The 22,559-nt window shown below is 68.4% G+C and carries 18 protein-coding genes; 11 read left to right on the top strand and 7 right to left on the bottom strand.

Annotation, left to right across the window (positions count from 1 at the left end):
• The first annotated feature begins 104 nt into the window (after nucleotides 1-104).
• Together UAA55_RS27930 and UAA55_RS27925 are read left to right on the top strand one after the other, a co-directional pair.
• Nucleotides 105-1,787, top strand: a complete 1,683-nt coding sequence (locus UAA55_RS27930) for a methyl-accepting chemotaxis protein (protein WP_322956931.1) — start codon at nucleotides 105-107, stop codon at nucleotides 1,785-1,787.
• A 147-nt stretch (nucleotides 1,788-1,934) separates the two neighbouring features.
• Nucleotides 1,935-3,011, top strand: a complete 1,077-nt coding sequence (locus UAA55_RS27925; protein WP_322956930.1) for an alpha/beta fold hydrolase — start codon at nucleotides 1,935-1,937, stop codon at nucleotides 3,009-3,011.
• A gap of 19 nt (nucleotides 3,012-3,030) precedes the next feature.
• Here the strand turns inward: UAA55_RS27925 and pip are convergent, their stop codons facing one another.
• Nucleotides 3,031-3,987, bottom strand: a complete 957-nt coding sequence (pip, locus tag UAA55_RS27920) for a prolyl aminopeptidase (protein WP_322956928.1) — start codon at nucleotides 3,985-3,987, stop codon at nucleotides 3,031-3,033.
• A 24-nt stretch (nucleotides 3,988-4,011) separates the two neighbouring features.
• Nucleotides 4,012-4,938: an outer membrane lipoprotein gene (locus UAA55_RS27915; protein WP_322956927.1), complete on the bottom strand. Its 927-nt coding sequence runs from the start codon at nucleotides 4,936-4,938 to the stop codon at nucleotides 4,012-4,014.
• 192 nt (nucleotides 4,939-5,130) lie between these two features.
• Here UAA55_RS27915 and UAA55_RS27910 point away from each other — a divergent pair, with 192 nt between their 5' ends.
• Nucleotides 5,131-6,495 carry an LLM class flavin-dependent oxidoreductase gene (locus UAA55_RS27910; RefSeq protein ID WP_322956926.1) on the top strand — a complete coding sequence of 455 codons (1,365 nt, stop codon included), beginning with the start codon at nucleotides 5,131-5,133 and terminating at the stop codon, nucleotides 6,493-6,495.
• Here UAA55_RS27910 and UAA55_RS27905 read toward each other — a convergent pair.
• On the bottom strand, nucleotides 6,492-7,151 hold the full coding sequence (locus UAA55_RS27905; protein ID WP_322956925.1) for a TetR/AcrR family transcriptional regulator: 660 nt from the start codon (nucleotides 7,149-7,151) through the stop codon (nucleotides 6,492-6,494). The two genes, UAA55_RS27910 and UAA55_RS27905, sit on opposite strands and share 4 nt — an antisense overlap.
• Nucleotides 7,152-7,231: 80 nt before the next feature.
• On the opposite strand from UAA55_RS27905, the gene UAA55_RS27900 reads away from it, so the two are divergent.
• A complete protein-coding gene (locus tag UAA55_RS27900) occupies nucleotides 7,232-7,801 on the top strand; it encodes a hydrolase (RefSeq protein ID WP_322956924.1) in 570 nt (189 codons plus the stop codon).
• Between the two features lie 2 nt (nucleotides 7,802-7,803).
• On the opposite strand, the gene UAA55_RS27895 is transcribed toward UAA55_RS27900, so the two are convergent.
• Nucleotides 7,804-7,962, bottom strand: a complete 159-nt coding sequence (locus tag UAA55_RS27895; protein WP_157999518.1) for a hypothetical protein — start codon at nucleotides 7,960-7,962, stop codon at nucleotides 7,804-7,806.
• 234 nt (nucleotides 7,963-8,196) lie between these two features.
• On the opposite strand from UAA55_RS27895, the gene UAA55_RS27890 reads away from it, so the two are divergent.
• Nucleotides 8,197-8,505: a hypothetical protein gene (locus UAA55_RS27890; RefSeq protein WP_322956922.1), complete on the top strand. Its 309-nt coding sequence runs from the start codon at nucleotides 8,197-8,199 to the stop codon at nucleotides 8,503-8,505.
• A gap of 6 nt (nucleotides 8,506-8,511) precedes the next feature.
• Here UAA55_RS27890 and UAA55_RS27885 read toward each other — a convergent pair whose 3' ends face one another.
• Nucleotides 8,512-9,174 (bottom strand): GntR family transcriptional regulator, encoded by a 663-nt coding sequence (locus tag UAA55_RS27885; protein ID WP_322956920.1) that lies wholly within the window; start codon nucleotides 9,172-9,174, stop codon nucleotides 8,512-8,514.
• 335 nt (nucleotides 9,175-9,509) lie between these two features.
• Here UAA55_RS27885 and UAA55_RS27880 point away from each other — a divergent pair, with 335 nt between their 5' ends.
• Nucleotides 9,510-11,243, top strand: a complete 1,734-nt coding sequence (locus UAA55_RS27880; protein ID WP_322956918.1) for a peptide MFS transporter — start codon at nucleotides 9,510-9,512, stop codon at nucleotides 11,241-11,243.
• Nucleotides 11,244-11,272: 29 nt separating this feature from the next.
• Nucleotides 11,273-12,490 (top strand): M24 family metallopeptidase, encoded by a 1,218-nt coding sequence (locus UAA55_RS27875; protein ID WP_322956916.1) that lies wholly within the window; start codon nucleotides 11,273-11,275, stop codon nucleotides 12,488-12,490.
• Between the two features lie 242 nt (nucleotides 12,491-12,732).
• Here UAA55_RS27875 and UAA55_RS27870 read toward each other — a convergent pair whose 3' ends face one another.
• Both UAA55_RS27870 and UAA55_RS27865 read right to left on the bottom strand, forming a co-directional pair.
• Entirely contained in the window at nucleotides 12,733-13,779 is a 1,047-nt protein-coding gene (locus tag UAA55_RS27870; RefSeq protein ID WP_322956914.1) for a 4-hydroxyproline epimerase, read from the bottom strand.
• 198 nt (nucleotides 13,780-13,977) lie between these two features.
• Nucleotides 13,978-14,880 carry a dihydrodipicolinate synthase family protein gene (locus tag UAA55_RS27865; protein WP_322956913.1) on the bottom strand — a complete coding sequence of 301 codons (903 nt, stop codon included), beginning with the start codon at nucleotides 14,878-14,880 and terminating at the stop codon, nucleotides 13,978-13,980.
• A gap of 98 nt (nucleotides 14,881-14,978) precedes the next feature.
• On the opposite strand from UAA55_RS27865, the gene UAA55_RS27860 reads away from it, so the two are divergent.
• From UAA55_RS27860 to UAA55_RS27845, 4 genes are all read left to right on the top strand, one after another.
• Nucleotides 14,979-16,289, top strand: a complete 1,311-nt coding sequence (locus tag UAA55_RS27860) for an NAD(P)/FAD-dependent oxidoreductase (protein WP_322956910.1) — start codon at nucleotides 14,979-14,981, stop codon at nucleotides 16,287-16,289.
• 221 nt (nucleotides 16,290-16,510) lie between these two features.
• Nucleotides 16,511-18,958 (top strand): glycoside hydrolase family 127 protein, encoded by a 2,448-nt coding sequence (locus UAA55_RS27855; protein WP_322956908.1) that lies wholly within the window; start codon nucleotides 16,511-16,513, stop codon nucleotides 18,956-18,958.
• A complete protein-coding gene (locus UAA55_RS27850; RefSeq protein ID WP_322956906.1) occupies nucleotides 18,958-20,790 on the top strand; it encodes a DUF885 domain-containing protein in 1,833 nt (610 codons plus the stop codon). Before UAA55_RS27855 ends, UAA55_RS27850 begins: the two co-directional genes overlap by 1 nt.
• 152 nt (nucleotides 20,791-20,942) lie before the next feature.
• The gene (locus UAA55_RS27845; RefSeq protein ID WP_322956904.1) at nucleotides 20,943-22,343 is read left to right on the top strand and encodes a DNA recombination protein RmuC; all 1,401 of its coding nucleotides are present in this window, start codon (nucleotides 20,943-20,945) and stop codon (nucleotides 22,341-22,343) included.
• Nucleotides 22,344-22,559 lie beyond the last annotated feature (216 nt).

The raw sequence follows: 22,559 nt of genomic DNA, 5'->3' as shown, positions 1-22,559 counted from the left end.
ACATGGCCGATGGGCGGATTCGCCGCATCACATCAAAGGGTAACAGAGCGCTTATAAGCTGCGACCTTCAAGGTTGAATTACTGCGCGCTCGATAGCATTTACGGTGAATTTTATAAATCTCGCTCTGCGTCCCAAGTTGTTGGCCGCGTTCGGTGGCCTGTTACTGCTGACCATCGCCATCAGCCTGCTGTCCCTGTGGCGGATTGGCACGATCAACAGCGCGGCCACGGAAATCCGCGATGTCTGGCTGCCGTCGGTGGACGCGGTGGGCGACATGAAGGCCTTCACCGCCCGCCAGCGCATCTCCGCCGGCCGGGTCGTGGCGGCGGGCGACGACAAGGCGCGGGATGAGGCCATCAAGCTCTATGGCAAGCAGACGGCTGATCTGAACGCGGCGGTGGCACGGTTCGAGGCCGTGGGCCAGGCGGGGGAGATGGCCGCCCTGTACGCCAAGTACCAGGCCCTGCGCGGGCCATACGAGGCCAGCATGGCCGCCGTGTTCGAAACCGCCAAGCAGAACCATGAGCAGGCGGACAAGACCATGAACGGCGATATCGTCGCGGCCTTCCGCAAGGTGCAGGAATCGCTGGAGGCGCTCAGCGCCTATGACCGCGCCGGCGCCGCCAAGGCCAACGACGTGGTCCAGTCCTCGTACACCCACGCGCTGTGGAGCATCGGCATCTTCGCCGTGGTGGCCGTGCTGGTGTCGGCGGGTGCCGTGTTGTGGTTGGACAGGGATGTGGTGCAGCACCTGGCCCGCCTGGCGGGCGTGATGCGTCGCCTGGCGCAGAAGGACTATGACTTCACCCTGGACGCCACCGCCCGCCGGGACGAGGTGGGCGACATGGCGCGCGCCGTCGACGTCTTCCGTACCAGCATGCGCCAGGTGGACGAACTGGCGGCGACCCAGGCGGCGGAGGCGGCGGCCAAGACGGAACGGGCCAACCGCGTGGACGCCCTGGTCCAAACCTTCGACACCGACGTCGCCCAGACCCTGCGGTCGGTCACCCAGGCCTCCAGCGGCCTGCATGAGACGGCGGAGAACCTGACCCGCATCGCCGACACCGGCGCCCGTGACGCGGTGGCGGTGGCCGGCGCCTCGGAACAGGCGGCCGCCAATGTGCAGACCGTGGCCGTGGCGGCGGAGGAACTGGGCGCCAGCATCGGTGAGATCGGCCGCCAGGTCTCCGTATCCGCCACCATCGCCGCCAAGGCGGTGGCCGAGGCGACGCGCACCAACGTCGCCGTGACCAGCCTGACGGAAGCCGCCCAGCAGATCGGCGCAGTCGTGGCGCTGATCAGCGACATCGCCGGCCAGACCAACCTGCTGGCCCTGAACGCCACCATCGAGGCGGCGCGCGCCGGCGAGGCCGGCAAGGGCTTCGCCGTCGTGGCCAGCGAGGTGAAGGCCCTGGCCAACCAGACGGAACGGGCCACCAACGACATCCGGCAGCAGATCGAATCCATGCAGGCCGCGACCGGGGAGGCCGCCAGCGCCATCGCCGCCATCGGCCAGACCATCGGCGAGATCGACCACATCACCACCACCATCGCCGCGGCGGTGGAGGAACAGGGCGCCGCCACGCAGGAGATCGCCCGCAACGTGGCCGAGGCCGCGCGCGGCACCAGCGAGGTCAGCGCCGGCATGAACGGCGTGCGCCAGGTGGCCGGCGAGACCGGCAGCGTGGCGGGTGAGGTGCTGATGGCGGCCGACGACCTGTCGTCCCAGGCCGACGGCCTGCGCACCAGCGTCTCCACCTTCCTGGCGGCCTTGCGCGCCGCCTGATGGGCGCGCCGCCTGATGGGCGCGCCATCTGACGGAAAAGCGTCTCTTGCGGTGCGGCCGGTCCGGGTGGAATCGTTGCCCTCACCGATAAAAGGAAGGCCCGCGCCGTCTTCGGATGGCGCGGGGTTGTTGGCAGAAGGAAGAACGATGAAAGCCTGGCTTTCCACCCTGGCCCTCACCGCGGCGCTGGCCCTGGCCGGCGTGGCCGCCGCCGATGGTGCGCCCCCCAGCTACCCCAACCAGACGGAGGGTGACGTCATCGTCCGCGACTTCGCCCTGACCAATGGGAAGCATCTGGCCAACGCCAAGTTCCACTACACCACCCTGGGCACGCCGCAGCGTGACGCGTCGGGCGCCATCGCCAATGGGGTTCTGCTGCTGCACGGCACGACGGGAAGCGGCCGCAACTTCCTGAACGCCAGCCTGGGTGGGGAGCTGTTCGGGCCAGGCCAGCCGCTGGATGCCGCCAAGTACTTCATCATCCTGGCCGACGGCATCGGCCACGGCGGCTCCTCCAAGCCGTCGGACGGCATGAAGGGCCATTTCCCCCACTACGGCTATATCGACGCGGTGGAGGGCCAGTACCGGATCGTCACCCAGGGCCTGGGCATCAAGCACCTGAAGCTGGTCGCCGGCACCTCCATGGGCGGCATGCAGACCTGGATCTGGGGGGAGCGCCATCCGGACATGATGGACGCGCTGATGCCCATCGCCTCACAGCCCGTCGCCATTTCCGGCCGCAACATGTTGTGGCGCCAATTGATCATCGAGGCCATCCGCAACGATCCAGAGTGGAAGGACGGCGATTACGCCACGCCACCCACCGGCTACACCCACGCCCTGCCCATCTTCCAGATCATGGTCAACAACGCGTCCGTGCTGCAGCGGCAGGCCCCCAGCCGGACGGCGGCCACCACCCTTTATGACCAGTGGGTGGCCGACTACGCCAAGACCGTGGACGCCAACGATTATCTCTACTGGTTCGAGTCCTCGTACGACTACGACCCCGGCCCGGACCTGGAGAAGATCAAGGCCAAGCTGGTGGCGGTGAACTTCGCCGACGACCTGCTGAACCCGGCCGAACTGGGCGTGATGGAAGCGGCCATGAAGCGCATCCCCCACGGCCGCTACGTCCTGATCCCGGCCTCGGACGAGACCCGCGGCCACCAGACCCTGACCCAGGCCAAGGTGTGGAAGGGCGCGCTGGAGGAACTGCTGAAATAAGGTAACCGGGACCCGCGCTTCAAACCTTCCCGGCGTAGCGGTCGGTGGCGCGGATCAGTTGGTCCAGGATGCCGGGCTCGGCATGGGCGTGGCCGGCGCCCTCGATCAGGTGGAAGTCCGCCTCTGGCCAGGCCTTGTGCAGGGCATAGGCGTAGCGGGCGGGACAGGGCATGTCGTAGCGGCCGTGGACGATGGTGGCCGGGATGTGGCGGATGCGGCCCACGTCGCGCACCAACTGGCCCTCGTCCAGCCAAGCGCCGTGCATGAAGTAGTGGTTCTCGATGCGGGCGAAGGCCAGGGCGAAATGCCCGTCCTTGAAGGGCGCCGAATACTCGGGATTGGGCAGGAGGGTCACCGTCTCCCCTTCCCAAATGGTCCAGGCCTTGGCCGCCTCCAGCTTGGCCGCCTCGTCATCGCCCGTCAGGCGGCGGTGGTAGGCCGCCATCATGTCATCGCGCTCGGCCTCCGGAATGGGGGCCTGGAAGCGCTCCCACTTGTCGGGGAACAGCTCCGACGCGCCGAACTGGTAGTACCAAAGCAGTTCCCCCTTGGTCAGGGTGTAGATGCCGCGCAGCACCAGCTCGCTCACCCGGTCGGGATGCGCCTCGGCATAGGCCAGCGCCAAGGTGGAGCCCCAGGAGCCGCCGAACACCTGCCACTTGTCCACACCCATAAGCGTGCGCAGGCGCTCGATATCCGCGACCAGGTGCCAGGTGGTGTTGGCTTCCAGGCTGGCGTGCGGCGTGGACTTGCCGCAGCCGCGCTGATCGAACAGCAGGATGTCGTACAAGGCCGGGTCGAACAGGCGGCGCTGGCCGGGGCTGGTGCCGCCGCCCGGGCCGCCGTGCAGGAAGACCACGGGCTTGGCCCCCCGGGTGCCGCACCGCTCGTAATGGATCACGTGCCCATCGCCGACATCCAGCGTGCCGGTCTCATAGGGCTCGATGGCCGGATACAGCGTGCGCAGCGCGGTCATGGGGGCGCTTCCTAGCTTGGGTGTTTACTTGGGCGTGTCGCCTTCGGTGGCGGTGGCCGCCGGCGCCGAGTCGGCCTCCGCCGGGATCCAGCCCGTCTTGGGGGCCGGGTCGGCGGCGGGAGGCTGGGAGGCGGGTGCCGGGGTGGGGTCGGCTTTGGGCGCCTCCGCCGGAGGGGCCGCCTGAGGCTGGGGAACGGGGGCCGAGTCCTGCGGGGCGGCGGGTGCCGCCTGTGGCTGGGCCTGAGGCTGCGGCACCGGCGCGGCCGGGTCGGGCTGGGGCGCCTTCGCCGCGGGCGCGGGCTCGGCCGGGGTCACGGGGGCGGTGGCCGCCGGGGCCGCTTCCGGCGTGGGGGCCGGAGCCGTGGGCTCCATGGGGGCCGGTGTGGGCGTCGGTGTGGGCGCCACCGGGGCGGGGGCCATGTGCTTGGCGGGCTTCTCCGGCTTCGTCTCGGCCTTGGGCTCCGGCTTGGGTTCCGGGTCGATGTTGACGGTGTAGTCGGGGACGATGCGCGCCTGGTTGCCGGTGATGACCAGCACCTTCTGCCCCAGCGGAATGGGCGTGGGCTCGCGCTGGGTCACCGACAGCAGGTCGCCGTTGGGCTTGCGCACGATGTACTCCCAGCCGGTGGTGTCGCCGGTCATGTGCTCGGCGCCCGTGCCGACGATGGTGCCCACCACGGTGCCGCCCACGGCGCCCAGGGCGCCGTTGGGGCCGATCTGCGAGCCCAGGATGCCGCCGGCGGCCCCGCCCGCCACGGCGCCCACGGTGCCGCTGGCGCTGATCGACACCTGGCGGAAGCCGATGATCACCCCCGGCTCGGCCTTGTTGGCCTGCTGCACAGCGGTGGCGTTGTAGGTGTTGGGCGAATAGTCGGCGGCGCAGCCCGCCAGCAGGGCGGGGGCGGCGAAGGCGACAGCGGCCGTCAGGCCGAACCGGATGGATCGCGACACGGGGGAACCGTTCCCTGGAAACGACCGGGGCGCGGATTACCCCGGATAGGCTGTATGGACAGCCCCGTGTCATAGGAGATCCGCCCCCGGGTGTCACTTGGCAATTTCATGGCGGCAATGTGGTCGACTTGCCATCATGGCGCGCCGCTCCCGCCCCCGGGCCCGCCCCCGGCCCAACCGGACGTCTCCGCCATGAAGCAAATCCGCCTCAACGCCTTCGACATGAACTGCGTCGGCCATATCCACCAGGGCCTGTGGCGCCACCCGCGCGACCGTTCGACGCAATACACCGATCTCGCCTACTGGATGGACCTGGCGCGCACGCTTGAGCGGGGCCTGTTCGACGGGCTGTTCCTGGCCGACGTGCTGGGCGTCTACGACGTCTACCAAGGCGGGCCGCAGACGGCGGTGCGCGAGGCGGTGCAGCTGCCCGTGGGCGATCCCCTACTGCTGATCCCGGCCATGGCGGCGGCCACCACCCACCTGGGCTTCGGCGTCACCGCCAATTTGAGTTACGAGCCGCCCTACACCTTCGCCCGGCGCATGAGCACGCTGGACCACCTGACGGGCGGGCGCATCGGCTGGAACATCGTCACCGGCTACCTGGACAGCGCCGCCCGCGCCCTGGGCCTGGACGGCCAGGCGGCGCACGATGACCGCTACGCCGTGGCCGAGGAATACATGGACGTCGTCTACCGCCTATGGGAAGGCAGCTGGGCCGATGACGCCGTGCGCCGCGACCGCGAGGGTGGCACTTATGCCGACCCGGCCCGCGTCCGCGCCGTGCGCCACCACGGCCCGCACTTTCGGATGGAGGGCGTGCACCTGGCCGAGCCCTCACCCCAGCGCACGCCGGTGCTGTACCAGGCGGGATCGTCCGACCGGGGACGCAGGTTCGCCGCCGCCCATGCCGAATGCGTCTTCGTCAATGGCGGGCCCAAGCCGCACGTTGCCCGCCTGGTGGCCGACCTGCGCGACCTGGCCCGCACGCTGGGCCGCGACCCCGCCGACCTCAAGGTCTTCGTCGGCGCCACGGTGGTGGTGGCGGAGACCGACGCCCTGGCCCAGGCCAAGCGGGCGGATTATGAGCGCCACGCCAGTGTGGAGGGCGCCTTGGCCCATGCCTCCGCCTCCCTAGGCATCGACTTCGCCGCCCAGGAGTGGGATGAGCCCATCCATGCCGGGCAGAGCCAGGCGGTGACGTCGAACATCGAGAACCAGGCCGCCCGCCGGCCGGACAAGGTGCTGACCCGGCGTGGCCTGGTGGAGGGACTGAAGCTGGGCGGGCGCCAAGTGCCCATCGTCGGCGGCCCGGCCACGGTGGCGGATGAGCTGACGGCCTGGGTGCGCGAGGCGGACGTGGACGGCTTCATCCTGGCACGCACGGTGACGCCGGAATGCTTCGACGATTTCGTGGAGCTGGTGGTGCCGGAGCTGCAGCGGCGCGGTGCCTACAAGACGGAGTACGCGCCCGGCACCCTGCGCCAGAAGCTGACGGGCCAGGGTGCGCGGCTGCCCGACGGCCATCCCGCCGCCAGCCGGCGCTGGCCGGTTTAACCCAGCGCGTCTTTCAGGAATAGGCTGGCGGCGTGGACCAGGCCGGCCAGGGCTTCCTGCCCGTGGGGCAGGTCGGGTTCATCGCCCAATGCCGCCGCCCCCTTCATCATCTGCAGCAGGGTGACGGCCATGGTGGCCGCCCGCTCCGGGGGCAGGGCGGGGGACTTGGCGCGCAGGATGGCGGCGATGCCCTGGCGCAGGCCGGCGCGTAACCGCCCTTGCTGCGCCACCATGTCCGGGCGGGCGTCGATCAGGGCGAAGGCGGCGGCACGCTCCACTTTCAGGCTGGGCAGAACGGCCAGCAGGGCCGCCGCCAGCTCGCCCGGGGACAGGGTCGCGGCACGCGACTCCAGATCCGCCAGCGACGCCACCAGCGTGTCCGCGTATTGGGCCAGCAGGGCGTCGGCCAGCACCGCCTTGGTGGGGAAGAACTGGTAGAGTGAGCCGATGGGCGCCCCCGCCTTGGCCGCGATCTCCGTCATCGTGGCGGCGTCATAGCCCTTCTCCGCGAACACGGCGCCGGCGGCGGCCAGCAGGGCGGCGACGCGGGCGCGGCCCCGTTCGCGGGTCGGCTTCTTGGGGCCGGCGGGGTGCGCGCCTTCCGGGGGTGCGGCGATAGGCGCGGCGGTGTCGGCTGTTGACTTTTGTGAGGGCATTCTCATAAATCTTTTCATGAGGACGCCCTCATATTCCCATTCCCGGCGCCCGCCGTCCATCCCCGCTTCTGGAGGTTGCCATGAGCTTCGACCTGGATCCCAAGACCACCGCCCTGGTGCTGATCGACCTGCAGCACGGCATCGTCAACCTGCCCCTGGCGCCGCACACGGGGGCCGAGGTGCTGGCCCGGTCCAAGACGCTGGCGGAGACGTTCCGCGCGGCCGGCGCCCCGGTGGTGTTGGTGCGCGTGGCCTTCGCGCCCGATTTCGGCGACGCCCCGCGCCAGCCGACGGATCAGGCCATGACCGTGCCGCCGGGCGGCTTCCCGGCCGACTGGGCCACGCTGGATGAGGATTTGGTGAAGGCGGATGACATCATCGTCACCAAGCGGCAGTGGGGCGCCTTCTACGGCACGGATCTGGATTTGCAGCTACGCCGCCGGGGCGTCACCACCATCGTTCTGGCGGGCATCGCCACGAATATTGGCGTGGAATCCACGGCGCGCGGCGCCTGGGAACACGGCTATGCCCTGGTGTTCCCGACCGATGCCATGAGCACCTTCACTGCCGAGATGCAGGACTTCGCGCTGAACACCATCTTCCCGCGCCTGGGCCGCCGGACCATCAGCACGGAAATTACGCTGGGCTAAGGTCAGGCGGCGAAGAGGAAGGTGAAGAGGAGGGGGCAGGTCTCATGGACCAGGGTCCGGATCTCTCCCTCCGTCACGCGATCACGCTCCATCATCAGGCGCACGATGGGTTCGGCCAGCAACTCGTCCAGCGTGGCTTCCTCGATCTCCGGCATCGGCATGGTGGGTCCCCTTCCGCCTCGGTGGAAACTGTATGGCCATAGTACTGATATTGAGAATGATTCGCAAATAGGCTTTCGCAGCCACCCCTCCGGCATACGTGGGAGGGGCGGGATCACCCTGGCACGAAGGGGCTTTGCGCCGCCGCAGGCCAGCGGTTGCGGAGGGTGCTTCGAAGGCAGCGAAATCCCATGGTCCCCATGGCATGATGCGATGAGGGAAATGGGAGCGGTCAGATGGACTTCACCTACTACGAAGCCTTTTTCCTGGGCGGAGTCCTGGGCTTCTTCACATCTGCCGGCTTCGTTGTGGCCCGCTGTGGCAGGGTCGGGCTGATGCTGGTCTCAGTCCTGGCGCTTACACTAATTACCAATGCCGTGCTTTTGATCAATTGGGACGCCGCCGGGCAGATGCCTCTTGGCTTCGTCGCGCTAGACTTGGCCCTCATCACCGTGTTCAGCGCCATAGGCAATGGGTTCGGTGCCTTGCCCATATTGTTGGCGCGGCGCTTTTGGCATTACCTTCAGGTGAAGCGGGCAGTCTGAAGCGACCTAAGCCGCCTCTTGCCCTTCCAGGAACACCACCAGTTCCTCCAGCGCATGGGTCAGGTGGCCGCGCAACACCTCCACGGCCTCGTCCCCCTTGCCGTCGCGGCACAGGGCCACAAGCTGCTCATGCTCGGCCATGGAGCGGTCGTGAATGGCGGGGGTCATGGACAGGTGCAGCCGGACATAGCGGTCCAGGCTGTCATGGATGCGCTTCACCATGTCCAGCATCACCGGGCGCTGGGCCGGCTCGTACAGCAACTCGTGCAGCTGCCAGTTCAAGGCCCCCCAGCGGCCGGCCTCGGCCGTGTGCAACTCCTTCAGCACAGCCTCCGCCTTCTTGATCTGCTTGGCGGTCAGCTGCGGGATGGCGCGGCGCAGCAGGTCGATTTCCAGCAGCAGCCGCACCTCGAAATATTCCCGCACCTGGGCGGGCGACAGCTGGGCGACGACCGATCCCTTGTAGGGGATGGTGGCCACCAGGCCTTCCGCCTCCAGCTGCTGCAGCGCCTCGCGCACGGGGATGCGGCTCACCCCCAGCTTCTGCGCGATCTCATCCTGGCGCAGTTGGGCGCCCAGCGCGTATTCCCCCGACAGGATCATCTGCCGCAAGGCGTCAACCACCTGGGCCGACAGGGATTTCCGTTCGATCTTGGCGCGTGCGATCATTTGGTGGCTTCTTGACGGGATGCGGATTGGAAAAGGCGGCCCTGTGATTTGCCTCTGAACATCCTGATATTGGATGTAAAAGCAATTGATTTTCTAAAATACGCTAGACGGTTCGAGTGAGACGCGCCATGGGCAGTTGGCGCATGGCCCGGTCTAGTTCCCGTTCATCCTCAGGCGATGGCGTTTGCGGCCGTCCGTCCGGTTGCCGGAATGGGCCCGTCGGCGCCATGCTTGACAGTTTGGATATCGTATCCGATACGCTATCGCCCACCAGGATGGCCCGCCGGCGTGATACCCTGGTACATCCACTGGACGATAACGGGGACGGGTAGGGCATGGCGGTAATGGTGGGGGCGGACAGCCCGGAGAGCGGCCCGGCGGCGGAAGCTGAAGACCACGGCGGTCATCCCCCTGGGCTCTACCTGTTGTTCGCGGTCGAGTTCTGGGAGCGCTTCTCCTACTACGGCCTGCAGTCCATCCTGATCTTCTTCCTGCTGTGGCACCTGTCCATGGACAAGGTGTCGGCCTATGCCGAGCTGGGGGCCTTCGGGGTCCTGGTCTACATGTGCCCGGTGGTGGGCGGCTTCATGGCCGACCGCTGGGTGGGGGCCCGCCACGCGGTGCGCGCCGGCGCCGTCCTCCTGATGCTGGGCCACGGCCTGATGGCCTGGCAGCCGGCGCAGACGGTGGAACGGCTGGTGACATCCGACGCGACCTTCGACCTGAAGCGCCCCATCCTGTACCCGGCGGAGGGCGAGGACGGCGCCCGCCAGGTGGTGGTGAACGGCACGGCCCAGGTCATCACCAGTTTGGCCAGCGTGCAGGGTGGCGACCCGGATGCCCGCACGCTGACCTATGTCGGCCCCGATGGCGCCGCCGTCACGCTGCAGGGCCGGCTGGAGAAGGCACCAGACGCGGGCGGGCTGAGGCTGTTCTACCTGTCGCTGGCGCTCATCGCCGCCGGCGTGGGCATGCTGAAGCCCAACATTTCCGCCCTGGTCGGCCGCCTTTACGGCCAGCGTCACGCGGCGCGCGACCGTGGGTTCCTGATCTTCTACCTGGGCATCAACGCCGGCGGCCTGATGGGCAGCATCGTCTGCGGCTGGCTGGGCGCCGCGCTGGGCTGGGAATGGGGGTTCGGCGCCGCCGGCATCGGCATGGCCGTGGCGCTGGCCACCTTCTCCCTGGGCCGCCGCCTGCTGCCGCCGGAACTGCCGATCGCCGAGGGCGGCCCCCGCGTCGCCAGCACCGCGCCGGGCGGCCTGTTGGCCCTGGCCGGCGGTTTGGCCGTGGCGCTGGCCTGCTGGCTGATCGTCGATCATCCGACGGTAGTGGGCCATGTGCTGGACATCGCGGCCGTGGCCGGCCTGGCCGCCGTCTTCTGGTTCGCCCGCACCTGCGACGCGCGCCAGCGCCGCCATCTGGCGCTGCTCCTGCTGCTCATGCTGGTGTCGGTGTTGTACTGGACGCTGTTCTACCAGGGGCCGGCATCCCTGAACGTCTTCGCCGCCGAATGGACGGACCGGCACATCGGCCCGGTGCTGGTGCCGGCCCCCGTGCTACAGTTCCCGGACAAGGCCTTCGTCATCCTGCTGGCGCTGCCGCTGGCCGCCTTATGGCGCTGGCTGGACGGCCGGCGGCGCGACCCCGGCCCGGTGACCAAGTTCGGCTTCGGCGTGCTGTTCGTCGGCCTGGGCTTCCTGGCGCTGGCCTTCGGCATCGAGGTGACGCCGGCCGGCCTGCGCGTGGGCGTGGCCTGGCTGCTGTCCCTCTACTTGCTGCAGGAGGTGGGGGAGCTGTGCCTGTCGCCCACCGGCCTGTCGGCCATCACCCGGCTGTCGCCGCCGGCCATCACCAGCCTGCTGGTGGGCCTGTGGTTCCTGTCCACGGCCTATGGCCAGCGCCTGAGCGCCCTGGTGGCCCAGGCCACGGTGGTTGACGGCAGCCTGCCGGCGGCGGCGCAACTGGCCTCCTACCAGGCGGTGTACCTCAAGGCCGGCCTGTGGTCCTGCGCCGCCGCCCTGCTGCTGCTGGCGCTGGTGGTGCCGCTGCGCCGCCTGAATGATTAGTGTGATCCCAGAGAAGCGGGTTTGAGACCATGACCAAGGGTATTGGGGGGCTGTCGGCCCCGGCGGTGCTGTCGACCTTGAAGTCCCGGCGGGCGGCGGTGCAGCCCATCACGGCGGAGGAATACCGCGCCCGCATCGAGGCGGTGCGGGCCCATATGGCGGCGCGCAAGGTGGACGCCCTGCTGCTGCCGGCGTCCAGCAACCTCCTCTACTTCACCGGCCTGGACTGGCACCCCAGCGAGCGGCTGACGGCGGCCGTGATCCTCAAGGACGGCGACCCCGTCTACGTCTGCCCGGCGTTCGAGGAGCCCAAGCTGCGCGGGCACCTCAGCATCGGCGACCAGGTCCGGACCTGGCAGGAGGATGAAAGCGCCTACGCCCTGGTGGCCGACCTGGTGCGCGGCCAGTCGGGGGCCTCCGCCACGGTGGCGGTGGACGCCCTGGGCTATGCCGGCGTGTTCTTCGACCTGGCGGCGGCGCTGCCCCAGGCCACCCTGGTGGACGCCCGCCCCCTGACGGAGGCCTGCCGCCGGGTGAAGTCGGCGCATGAGATCGCCCTGCTGTCCCATGCCAAGGCCCTGACGCTGGAGGTCCACCGCCTGGCCGCCGGCATCCTGCGCCCCGGCATCACCCCGGCGGAGGTGGTGGCCTTCATCGGCCAGGCCCACCGCGCGTTGGGGGCCGACGGCGGCAACACCTTCTGCGCCGTGCAGTTCGGCGAGGCCACGGCCTATCCCCACGGCGCCCCCGGCGACTGGTTCCTGAAGGAGGGCGACCCCGTCCTGATCGACACCGGCTGCGCCATCGAGGGCTACAAGTCCGACATCACCCGCTGTTACACCTTCGGCCACGCCATCCCCGAATACCGCCGGGTGTGGGAGGATGAGCGCGACGCCCAGATGGCGGCCTTCAACGCCGCCCGGATCGGCGCCCCGTGCGAGGCGGTGGACATCGCCGCCCGCAGCTTCCTGGAGTCCCGTGGCTACGGTCCCGGCTATCAGGTGCCCGGCTGCCCCCACCGCACCGGCCATGGCGTGGGCCTGGACCTGCATGAGCCCGCCTACATCGTCGGCGGCAACAAGCAGCCGCTGGAGGCCGGCCTGTGCTTCAGCGTGGAGCCCATGCTGTGCCTCTACGGCAAGTTCGGCGTGCGCTTCGAGGACCATGTCTACATGACCGAAGATGGCCCCCGCTGGTTCACCACCCCGCCGACCGACGTGGACAACCCCTTCGGGCTGCATGGCTGACGGTCGCCTCAGGTGCCGGTGGGGCATCCGCCCCTTGGCTTGTCCTCAGTTTCCAGTCCGCTGACGCTCCCCGGAAACTTCCGGCGGCTGCGGTCGCAGCCTACGGCATGAGCCTCCCCGGCTCATGCCGCTGGGCTGGAGACTGGAATTGAGCGACGCATAAAAGAAGGGCCGATCCGCGAGGACCGGCCCTTGAGGATGTGCCTTGGGAGGAAACGCCAGATCTAAGTCAGGCTCGGGACTTAGACCTGGAAGCCACGCCAGAACGGATCCTGGGTGGGGTCGACGTAAATGGTGTTGAGCCCGGTCTGCACCGCCCAGCCCTTGATGGACGGGCGGATGCTGGCGTAATCGCCCAGCGTGCCGGCGCTTTCCACGCGGCCTTCGAACAGGCTGCCGATGATGCTCTCATGCACGAAGCTCTGGCCGACGCTGAGCTTGCCCTGCGCCGCCAAATGGGCCATGCGGGCCGAGGTGCCCGTGCCGCAAGGGGACCGGTCGATGGCGCGGTCGCCGTAGAAGACGGCGTTGCGGCCGTGGGCGTCCTTGTGCTTGGGCTTGTCCACCCACATCACGTGGCTCAGGCCCCGGATGGTGCTGTCCAGCGGATGGACGGGGGTGATCTTCTCGCGCACCAGCTGCCGCACCAGGCCGCTGTAGTGAATGATCTTCTGGGAGCCCAAGTCATCGATGCCCTTGTAGGCGCCTTGCGGCTCGATGATGCCGTAGAAATTGCCGCCGTAGCTGATGTCCAGGGTGAGGGGGCCCAGCTCCGGCACCTCGATGGTGACGCCCTTGGTGAACAGGAAGCTGTCGATGTTGAACAGCCGTACCCAGTTCACCTTGCCGGCCGTCCTCTCATACTCGACGCCGATCTGGCCGGCGGGCACGTCCAGCACCAGCTTGCCCGGCGTGCGCGGGCGGATCAGGCCGTGTTCCAGCGCGAAGGTCACCATGCCGATGGTGCCGTGGCCGCACATGGGCAGGCAGCCCGAGGTCTCGATGAACAGGATGGAAGCGTCGGCCTCCGGGCTGCAGGGCGGGTAGACGAAGCCGCCCGACATCATGTCGTGCCCGCGCGGCTCGAAGCACAGCGCCGTGCGGATCCAGTCGAAGCGCGACAGGAAATCCTGGCGCTTCTCGCTCATGGTGGCGCCCACCAGGGGCGGGTGGCCGCCCATGACCAGCCGTACCGGGTTGCCGCAGGTGTGCCCGTCGATGCAGGCGAAGGTCTGGCGGCCCGTGGGCAGAACGGGATCGCCGGTCGGAACGCTGGGGGCGGTGGTCATGGCATTAGGCTCTCAAGCAGAGGACTACTGGGGATACCGACGAAGTTGGAACTGGTTCCCCAGTTCCAACTTCGTTAGCCCGCGACGGCGGGCGCCGGAGCGAGCACCGCAGGGCGCAGCGAGGAAGCCAAGCCAGCGGATGCTGGCGCCGGCGTTTGAGGAAAACGAACAAGCCCCGCCGGCGTTTGAGGGAACTACTTACAGACTCGGTCGCGTGGCTGCCGCCTTCTCGACCATGGCGATCACGTCGGCGCGGGTCTGGCCTTCCAGCAGGTAGCGCGGCGGACGCACCCGCTCCGACCCACGGCCCATGACCTGCTCGGCCAACTTGATGCTCTGCACCAAGTCGTGGCGGGCATCCAGGTGCAGCAGCGGCAGGAACCAGCGGTAGATGGCGCGGGCCTTGGCCAGGTCGCCGGCGACGACGGCGTCGTACAGTGCCACCAACTCCTTGGGGAAGGCGTTGGTCAGGCCGGAGATCCAGCCCCGGGCGCCCAGCAGCAGGCCTTCCAGGGCCACATCGTCCAGGCCGGCCATCAGCATCATCTTCGTCTCATCGATGGCGTTGGCCAGGTCGGTGAAACGACGGGTGTCGGGGGCCGATTCCTTCAGCGCCACGATGGTCGGGATCTCCGCCAGGCGCTGCAGCAGCGGCACGCTGATGTCCACGCGGTAGGCCGGCGGGTTGTTGTACAGCATGATGGGCAGGGCCGAGGCGCCGGCGACGGCGGCGAAGTGGCGGAACAACTCTTCCTCGGTGGGCACGTACACCATGGCCGGCAGCAGCATCAGGCCGTCGGCACCGATCTTTTCCGCGTCCTTGGCATAGGCGACGGCGCGCGGCGTCGTCAGTTCCGACACGCCGGTGATCACGGGCACGCGGCCGGCGGTCACTTCCTTGGCGGCGGCCAGCACCTGGCGCTTCTCTTCCGGTTCCAGAGAGTTGTTTTCGCCCACGGTGCCCATGATGATCAGGCCGTGCACGCCGTCGCGGATCAGGCCGTCGATCACCCGCTGGGTTTCCGCCAGGTTGATGCTGAGGTCTTCGTTGAACTGCGTGGTCACCGCGGGGAACACACCGCGCCAGTTGGGCAGGGACATCTCTTAAAACCTTTCACGTTTCCGCCATACGCGCTTGTCGGGAAGCGCCGTGACGGATAGTATAATGGGATATTGTATCCAATCAAGGGACTCTGCACATGCCTGTCGCCGATGCCAGCAACCCACCCATGCCGTTCCGGCCAGGATCCGGCACCATCGCGGTGGTGGGCGCCGGCGTGGTGGGCGCCGCCACGGCGCTGGCCCTGGTACGTGATGGGCATGAGGTCATCCTGATCGACCGGGATGAGCCAGGGCGTGGATGTTCCTACGGTAACGCCGGCCACATCGCCACGGAACAGTTGTTGCCCTTGGCCTCTTTCGCCACCTTGCGGCGCGTGCCGGGCCTGTTGCTGAAGTCTGGGGGGCCCCTGGGCATCCGAAAGGGAGCCCTGCCCATCCTGGCGCGCGGCTGGGCCAGGGATTTCCTGGGCGCCTGCCTGCCCCGGGCCCACGCCCACGGCACGGCCGTTTTGTCCGGCCTGATCGAAACCGTCATCCAGGACTGGCGCACCCTGCTGGTGGGAACGGGGGCCGAGGGCCGCTTCCAGACGCGCGGCCATCACAGCGTTTGGGAAAGTGCGGCGCCCGAGGCCGCCATCGCCGCGTCCGTCGCCGCCGCTCACGGCCTGGGTGTGCCCGTCACCCCCTGGGGTCCCAGCCCGGGCGATTGGCCCGACCTGCCCCTTGCCCTGCGGCAGCGTGTCACAGGGGGCATGACCTATACCGGCACCGGCCATGTCAACGACCCCTTCGGCCTGACCCAGGATTTGGCCGCCGCCTTCGTCGCGCGCGGCGGGCGCATCGAGAAGGCTGACATCCAGGGGCTGGAGAGCGGCCAGGGCGGGAATGGTGTCGGCTGGCGCCTGCGCCATGCCGGCGGCGTCATCAGCGCCGATGCCGTGCTGGTGGCGCTGGGTGTGAACTCCGGATCGCTGCTGGAACCGCTGGGCTACCGCGTGCCCATGATCGCGGAGCGCGGATACCATGTGGTGGTGCCCGGCGACTCGGGGCCCGGCACGCCCATCTTGGACCGCCCGGTGGTGTTCGAGAACCGCACCGTCATCGTGACGCCCATGGCCATGGGCCTGCGCGCCACCAGTTTCACCGATTTCAGCGGGCCGCATGACGCGCCCGACCCGCGCCGCCCGGCGCTGCTGCGCCACCATCTGCGCGAGGTCGGCCTGATGGCGCCGGGGGCGGAAAGTTCGGAGTGGACGGGCTGCCGTCCCAGCCTGCCCGACTACCTGCCCATGCTGGACGCCAGCCGCCGCCATCCCGGCCTGTACGCCGCCTGCGGCCACCAGCATCTGGGCCTGACCCTGGCCGCCGTCAGCGCGCGGCGCATGGCCGATATCGTCGCCGGCCGGACGTTGTCCGACCCGGCCATGGCGCTGGACCGCTTCTCCTGAAGGCCGTCCCTTTGGCGGGACCTACTTCCGTCCTAAGACCGGAGGCGTAGTTCTCTATGATGCAGTATCGTATACAGTATCCCAAAATAGCTTGGCAGTTGGGTCCCTTTGCTCCGCTGGCGTCCTCGCCGGCGATCCGGCGCGTCTGCGTGCGGACCCAAGACATAACAATCAAGAACACAGGGGCTTAAGGTATGGTGCGCGATCTGGGAGACAGTCCCATGGCAACCTTCAGCGCCCCCTCCGGGCAAACGGTGTCCCGGCGCACCATCCTGCGCGGTGCGGCCTCGGCTGCGGCCCTGATGGCCGTGCCGGCGGTGGCCGCCCCCTTGGTGCCGGCGCTCAACACCGGCACCGCCGAACCCTTCCCCCTGTCGGCCGTGCGCCTGAAGCCATCGCCCTTCAAGGCGGCGGTGGATGCCAACCGGGCCTATCTGCACAGCCTGGAGGCCGACCGCCTGCTGCATAATTTCCGCAGCGGCGCCGGCCTGCAGCCCAAGGGCGCCGCCTATGGTGGCTGGGAAGGCGACACCATCGCCGGCCACACCCTGGGCCATTATTTGAGCGCCCTGTCCCTCATGCACGCCCAGACCGGCGATGCCGAGTGCAAGCGGCGGGTGGACTACATCGTGGCCGAGCTGGCGGACTGCCAGAAGGCCCAGGGCGACGGCTATGTCGCCGGCTTCACCCGCAAGCGCGGCGACATCGTCGAGGACGGCAAGGTCGTGTTCGATGAGCTGCGGCGCGGCGAGATCCGCTCCGCCGGCTTCGACCTCAACGGCTGCTGGGTGCCGCTGTACAACTGGCATAAGCTCTACACCGGCCTGTTCGACGCCCAGACCCTGTGCGGCAACACCCAGGCCCTGGATGTGGGCGTCAAGCTGGGTGGCTACATCGATGAGGTGTTCAGCCACCTGAATGACGAGCAGGTCCAGAAGGTGTTGGACTGCGAGCACGGCGGCATCAACGAGAGCTTCGCCGAGCTGTACGCCCGCACCGGCGACCGGCGCTGGCTGCTGCTGGCCGAGCGTCTCTACCATGCCAAGGTGCTGGTGCCCCTGTCGGAAGGCCGGGACGAACTGGCCAACATCCACGCCAACACCCAGATCCCCAAGCTGATCGGCCTGGCCCGCCTGGCGGAGCTGACGGGGTCGGAGCGGCACGCCAAGGCCTCCGCCTTCTTCTGGCAGACGGTGACCACCAACCATTCCTACGTCATCGGTGGCAACGCGGACCGGGAGTATTTCCAGGCACCGCGCAGCATCTCCCGCCACATCACCGAACAGACCTGCGAGGGCTGCAACAGCTACAACATGCTGAAGCTGACCCGCCTGCTGTACGCCCGCCAGGCCGACGCGCACTACTTCGACTTCTATGAGCGCGCGCACCTGAACCACGTGCTGGCGCAGCAGAACCCGGCGACCGGCATGTTCACCTACATGACGCCGCTGTTGTCCGGCTCGGCGCGCGAGTTCTCCACCCCCACGGAAGATTTCTGGTGCTGTGTGGGCACCGGCATGGAAAGCCACGCCAAGCATGGCGAGAGCGTCTACTGGAGGCGCGGTGCGGAGGATTTGGCCGTCAACCTCTATATCCCCTCCACCCTCACCTGGGCGGAGCGGGGGGCGGTGGTCGACCTCGACACCCGCTATCCGGAGGCTGAGACGGTGCTGCTGACGCTGAAGGCGCTGAAGCGTCCCGCCACCTTCGCGGTCAGCTTCCGCATCCCGGCTTGGTGCACCGGCGCCACCTTGGCGGTGAACGGCAAGCCGCAAGATCTGCAGTTGCAGAGCGGCTACGCCGTCGTGCGGCGGGAATGGAAGGCCGGCGACGCCGTCGCCCTGCGCCTGCCCATGGCCCTGCGCCTGGAATCCACCAACGACGATACCGACACCGTGGCCTTCCTGCACGGCCCCCTGGTACTGGCCGCCGACCTGGGCGCCGCGCCCAAGAGCGAGGCGCCCACCGGCTCGCCCCAGCCCACGCCTGTCTCCGACGCCTTCCAGGGCCCGGCGCCGGCCTTGGTCTCGGCTTCCGTCCTGGACGGTTTCCAGCGGGCGACGCCCGACGCCCTGGTGTGGCGCACCACCGGCATCGGCCGCCCGGGTGACATGGAGTTCAAGCCCTTCTACCAGCAGTACACCCGGCGCACGGCCGTCTATTTCAAGCGCTACACCGAGGCGCAGTGGAAGACGGCGGAGGCGGCCCTGGCGCAGGAGGCGGCGCGCCAGCGCGACATCCAGGCGCGCTCGGTCGACGTCATGCACCTGGGCGAGATGCAGCCGGAACGCGACCATGGGCTGGAGGCCAAAATCTCCTACCCCGTGACCTACCGCGGCCGGAACGGGCGCGACGCCCGCACCGGCGGCTTCTTTGAGTTCAAGGCCAAGGTTCGCGGCGGCGCCATGGTGCTGCAGGCGACATATTGGGGTGATGAGCGCAAGCGCCTGTTCCACATCCTGGTCGACGGCATCCGCATCGCCACGCAAAAGCTGGACGCGGAGCGGCCGGGTGAGTTCTTTGACGTGGAATACCCCATCCCCGCCAACCTGACTGCGGGCAAGTCCACCGTCGTCGTCCGTTTCGAGCCGGAAACCGGCTATTCCGCGGGGCCCGTGTTTGGGTGCCGCGTCGTCGCAGCATCAGCCTCTCAGGGAGCGCCCATTTGATGTACCGCTTGCCTTCAAGACGTTTGGCCGCCCGCCTGCTGGTCGGCACCGCCCTGTTCGCCGGTGTCCTGACCCTGGGTCAGGCCACCACAACCGCCCCCGTCTTCGGCGTGGCCCATGCCGCAACCGCCCCTGGTGCCGTGACGGGCAAGGCCGATGCCCAGTTCAAGGCGATCTACACAAAGGAATGGAAGTGGCGCCAGGAGGAGTTCAAGGGCGAGGATGACGAGGACAGCACGGACACCGTCGCCGGCCACCTGCCCAAGGTGGATGCCGCCACCCAGGAAAAGCGGCAGAAGGTCTGGGATGGCGTCCTGAAGGAACTGGCGGCCATCCCCCAGGCCGACCTGTCGCCCGAGGCGCAGGTGGATTTCAGCATCTACCGTGACCAGGTGACGGTGCTGCTGAACAGCCAGAAGTTCAAGGACTATGAAAAGCCGCTGAACGCCGACAGCTCGTTCTGGTCCAACATGGCCGGCGGCGCGCGCAAGCCCTTCCACACCGTGGCGGAATACAAGGCCTTCATCGGCCAGCTGAACGACATGCCGCGCTATTTCGGCGAGCAGATCGTGAACATGCGCGCCGGCCTGAAGCGTGGCTTCACCCCGCCCAAGGTGACGCTGACCGGCCGCGACAGCGGCATCGTCAACGTGGTCGAGGCCAAGACGCCGGAAGACAACGTCTACTACACGCCGTTCAAGAAGATGCCGGACACCATCCCGGCCGCGACCCAGGCGGAACTGCGCGCCGCCGCCGTGGCCGCCATCACCAAGTCGGTGGTGCCGGCCCACCAGGCCCTGCTGAAGTTCATGCGCGAGGAATACATTCCCGGCGCCCGCACCGAGCTGGCGGCGGAGTCCCTGCCCGACGGCAAGGCCTATTACCAATCCAAGATCAAGGAGTTCGCCACCGTCGACCTGACGGCGGACCAGATCCACAAGATCGGCCTGGAAGAGGTGGCGAAGATCCACGCCCAGATGCTGGACGTGATGAAACAGGCCAACTTCCAGGGCGACTTCCCCGCCTTCCTGAAGTTCCTGCGCACCGATCCCCAGTTCTACGCCAAGACGCCGGAAGAACTGCTGATGCGGGCGGCCTGGATCGCCAAGAAGTTCGACGGCAAGGCCGACCAGTACTTCGGCTACCTGCCGCGCTCCCGCTTCGCCATCATCCCGGTGCCGGCGGACATCGCGCCCTTCTACACTTCCGGCCGGGGCGGCCCGGGTGTGTACCTGGTGAACACCTATGACCTGCCGTCGCGGGGCCTGTACGCCCTGCCGGCCCTGACGCTGCACGAATCCGCCCCCGGCCACGCCTTCCAGATGCCCATCGCGGCGGAACAGAAGGACCAGCCGGAGTTCCGGCAGAAGGTCTACATCTCCGCCTTCGGCGAAGGCTGGGCCCTGTACTGCGAGAAGCTGGGCGACGAGATGGGCATGTACGAGACGCCGTACGAGCGCTTCGGCATGCTGAGCTACCAGATGTGGCGCGCCGCCCGCCTGGTGGTGGACACCGGCATCCATGCCAAGGGCTGGACGCGCGAGCAGGCGCAGCAGTACCTGCACGATAACACCGCCCTGGCCGATCACGAGATCGAGACCGAGGTCGACCGCTACATCGCCTGGCCTGGCCAGGCGCTGTCCTACTACCTGGGCGAAATGGCCATCCTGAAGGCCCGCGCCAAGGCGGAGAAGGCGCTGGGCCAGAAGTTCGACTTGCGCAACTTCCACGACACGGTGCTGAAGCTGGGCGGCGTGCCGCTGCCGGTGCTGGAGGCCCGCATCGACCGCTTCATCGCCGAGGGCGGCAAGAGCCCCTACCCGGCGCAATAGGCAATCTCTGGGGCTTGAGTGACCACGGGCGGGCAGGGTGACTGTCCGCCCTTTTCTTTTGTCCTTGTTTTGTTCCTTTTGGGGGCTTTCGTCCTAGGGGCTGTGGGTGTATCAAACCCATACCCCCATCTTCTTGAGCAGGACGCCGTCCCATGCCGCTCGACCTCATCTCCCTGGCCCTTGGTTTCGTCGCGGCGCTGGTCGTGGCCCTGATCGCCGCCCGCGTGGCCGGGGCGGGCGCCCGCGCGGCGCAGGCCGAGCGGCTGGCGATGCTGGAGGCCGACCTGGCCGACCTGCGCGCGGCCAAGGCCGAGGCCGACCGCCGCCTGGCGGTGGAGGGCGAACGGGCCTCGCGCGTGCCCCTGCTGGAGCGCGACCTGGCCACGGTGCGGGAAGAGGGCGCCCGCCTCAGCCAGGCGCTGGCGGCGTCGAAGGAGGCGCTGGCGCGCGAGCTGCGGCAGGCGGACGAGAAGATGGCCCTGCTGACCCAGGCGCGCGAGACCATGGCCAAGGAGTTCAAGGTCCTGGCCGACGAGGTCATGACCCGCCATGGCGAGACCTTCGCCAAGCAGAACCGCACCCAGCTGGACGGCCTGCTGGCGCCCTTGCGGGACCGCATGGTGGAGTTCCAGCAGGGCCTGCAACTGGCCCACACGGAAAGCGCCAAGGACCGGGCGGCGCTGGCCCAACAGATCCGCCAGCTGACCGACACCAGCGCCCGCATGACCAGTGAGACGCACAACCTGACCCAGGCGCTGAAGGGCAAGGCCCAGACCCAGGGCGCCTGGGGCGAAATGATCCTGTCCACCATCCTGGAACGCTCCGGCCTGCGCGAGGGCGAGGAGTATGTGACGCAGGAAAGCCGCACGGACGCCGATGGCAGCCGCCTGCGCCCCGACGTGGTGGTCAACCTGCCGGGCGGCCAGCGGGTGGTGATCGACGCCAAGGTGTCGCTGACCGCGTTCGAGGCGCACGTGAACGCGGAGGATGAGGTGGGGCGCATGGCGGCCCTGGCCCGCCACGTCGTTTCCCTGCGCACCCACATCAAGACCCTGGGCTCCAAGGATTATACCGGTGCCGTGGGCAGCGGCCTGGACTATGTCCTGATGTTCGTGCCCATCGAGGGGGCCCTGGCGGTGGCGGTGCAGGAGGACCCGGCGCTGACCGCCTACGCCGCCGACATGAACGTGGCCATCGCCACCCCCACCACGCTGATGGTGGCGCTGCGCACCGTGGCCAACGTCTGGCAGGTGGAGCGGCGCAACCGCAACGCCGAGGCCATCGCCGACCGCGCCGGCAAGCTGTACGACAAGTTCGTCGGCTTCCTTGAGGATATGCGCGGCCTGGGCACCCAGTTGGACCGTGTGCAGAAAAGCTACAGCGGCGCCATGACCAAGCTCAGCACCGGCACCGGCAACTTGGTGCGCCAGGTGGAACAGCTGAAGGACATGGGCGCCAAAACCTCCAAGGCCATACCCGTCGACCTGCGCGAGGACGGGCTGGAGGACAGGGCGGCGGCCCTGGAGACGGCCGGCACCCTATCGCTCAACTAGCGGGGACCGGGCCTGACAAAACCTGTCTCGCGGCCGCGCGGCCGAACCCTTCGCAGCTCGCAGCATAAGGCTTGACAGCGTTGTCTCAATCAGTGATCCTCAGGGCAATCGACCAAGGGTTGTGGCGTAGCGCCCGCCTCGGCGAAAAATGACCAGGGATCGGGATCGCGCCTATGGCATCGGGACGACACCACACGCTCCTATCCGGCCGCTGAC

The organism is Nitrospirillum guanabarense, assembly GCF_034653355.1.
Taxonomy (GTDB): domain Bacteria; phylum Pseudomonadota; class Alphaproteobacteria; order Azospirillales; family Azospirillaceae; genus Nitrospirillum.
The sequence above is the reverse complement of the archived record's forward strand: the minus strand, read 5'-3'. Positions and strand labels throughout refer to the sequence as shown.

Bases quoted from the DNA above. Each gene is read 5' to 3' on its own strand.
- UAA55_RS27870 (WP_322956914.1), bottom strand. From the start codon at position 13,779: ATGACCACCGCCCCCAGCGTTCCGACCGGCGATCCCGTTCTGCCCACG.
- UAA55_RS27860 (WP_322956910.1), top strand. From the start codon at position 14,979: ATGCCTGTCGCCGATGCCAGCAACCCACCCATGCCGTTCCGGCCAGGA.
- UAA55_RS27890 (WP_322956922.1), top strand. From the start codon at position 8,197: ATGGACTTCACCTACTACGAAGCCTTTTTCCTGGGCGGAGTCCTGGGC.
- pip (WP_322956928.1), bottom strand. From the start codon at position 3,987: ATGACCGCGCTGCGCACGCTGTATCCGGCCATCGAGCCCTATGAGACC.
- UAA55_RS27880 (WP_322956918.1), top strand. From the start codon at position 9,510: ATGGCGGTAATGGTGGGGGCGGACAGCCCGGAGAGCGGCCCGGCGGCG.
- UAA55_RS27865 (WP_322956913.1), bottom strand. From the start codon at position 14,880: ATGTCCCTGCCCAACTGGCGCGGTGTGTTCCCCGCGGTGACCACGCAG.
- UAA55_RS27850 (WP_322956906.1), top strand. From the start codon at position 18,958: ATGTACCGCTTGCCTTCAAGACGTTTGGCCGCCCGCCTGCTGGTCGGC.
- UAA55_RS27895 (WP_157999518.1), bottom strand. From the start codon at position 7,962: ATGCCGATGCCGGAGATCGAGGAAGCCACGCTGGACGAGTTGCTGGCC.
- UAA55_RS27855 (WP_322956908.1), top strand. From the start codon at position 16,511: ATGGCAACCTTCAGCGCCCCCTCCGGGCAAACGGTGTCCCGGCGCACC.
- UAA55_RS27885 (WP_322956920.1), bottom strand. From the start codon at position 9,174: ATGATCGCACGCGCCAAGATCGAACGGAAATCCCTGTCGGCCCAGGTG.
- UAA55_RS27910 (WP_322956926.1), top strand. From the start codon at position 5,131: ATGAAGCAAATCCGCCTCAACGCCTTCGACATGAACTGCGTCGGCCAT.
- UAA55_RS27900 (WP_322956924.1), top strand. From the start codon at position 7,232: ATGAGCTTCGACCTGGATCCCAAGACCACCGCCCTGGTGCTGATCGAC.
- UAA55_RS27925 (WP_322956930.1), top strand. From the start codon at position 1,935: ATGAAAGCCTGGCTTTCCACCCTGGCCCTCACCGCGGCGCTGGCCCTG.
- UAA55_RS27845 (WP_322956904.1), top strand. From the start codon at position 20,943: ATGCCGCTCGACCTCATCTCCCTGGCCCTTGGTTTCGTCGCGGCGCTG.
- UAA55_RS27875 (WP_322956916.1), top strand. From the start codon at position 11,273: ATGACCAAGGGTATTGGGGGGCTGTCGGCCCCGGCGGTGCTGTCGACC.
- UAA55_RS27905 (WP_322956925.1), bottom strand. From the start codon at position 7,151: ATGCCCTCACAAAAGTCAACAGCCGACACCGCCGCGCCTATCGCCGCA.